1 protein-coding gene is annotated in these 253 nt (G+C 66.8%); it reads left to right on the top strand.

The features are described from left to right. A partial coding sequence (locus tag CBW22_RS26470) for a helix-turn-helix domain-containing protein (protein ID WP_176428211.1) occupies positions 1 to 253 on the top strand: 253 nt, incomplete at both ends.

Here is a 253-nt window from a genome sequence, read left to right on the forward strand (position 1 = left end):
GGCTCAGCCGCTTTAACCCCGGCGAGCTCTCCTCGCTTGAAAATCTCTCCCGCGCCCGCCATCTCCAGCCCGATAAAATCCCCCCCGACATCGCCGCGCGCCTCGTTCAGTTCCGCCAGCAGCACCCCGACTGGGGGCCAAAAAAAATCCGCCACTGGTTCCTCAGCAACGGCGCTGACTTCATCGTGCCCGCCGCCTTCAGCAGGTCGCCGATGGTGCTGGCGGCGGGAATGGTGCAGCCGCGGACGCCGCG

The sequence above is a fragment of the Pantoea sp. VS1 genome, from assembly GCF_002207995.1.
GTDB lineage: Bacteria > Pseudomonadota > Gammaproteobacteria > Enterobacterales > Enterobacteriaceae > Pantoea > Pantoea dispersa.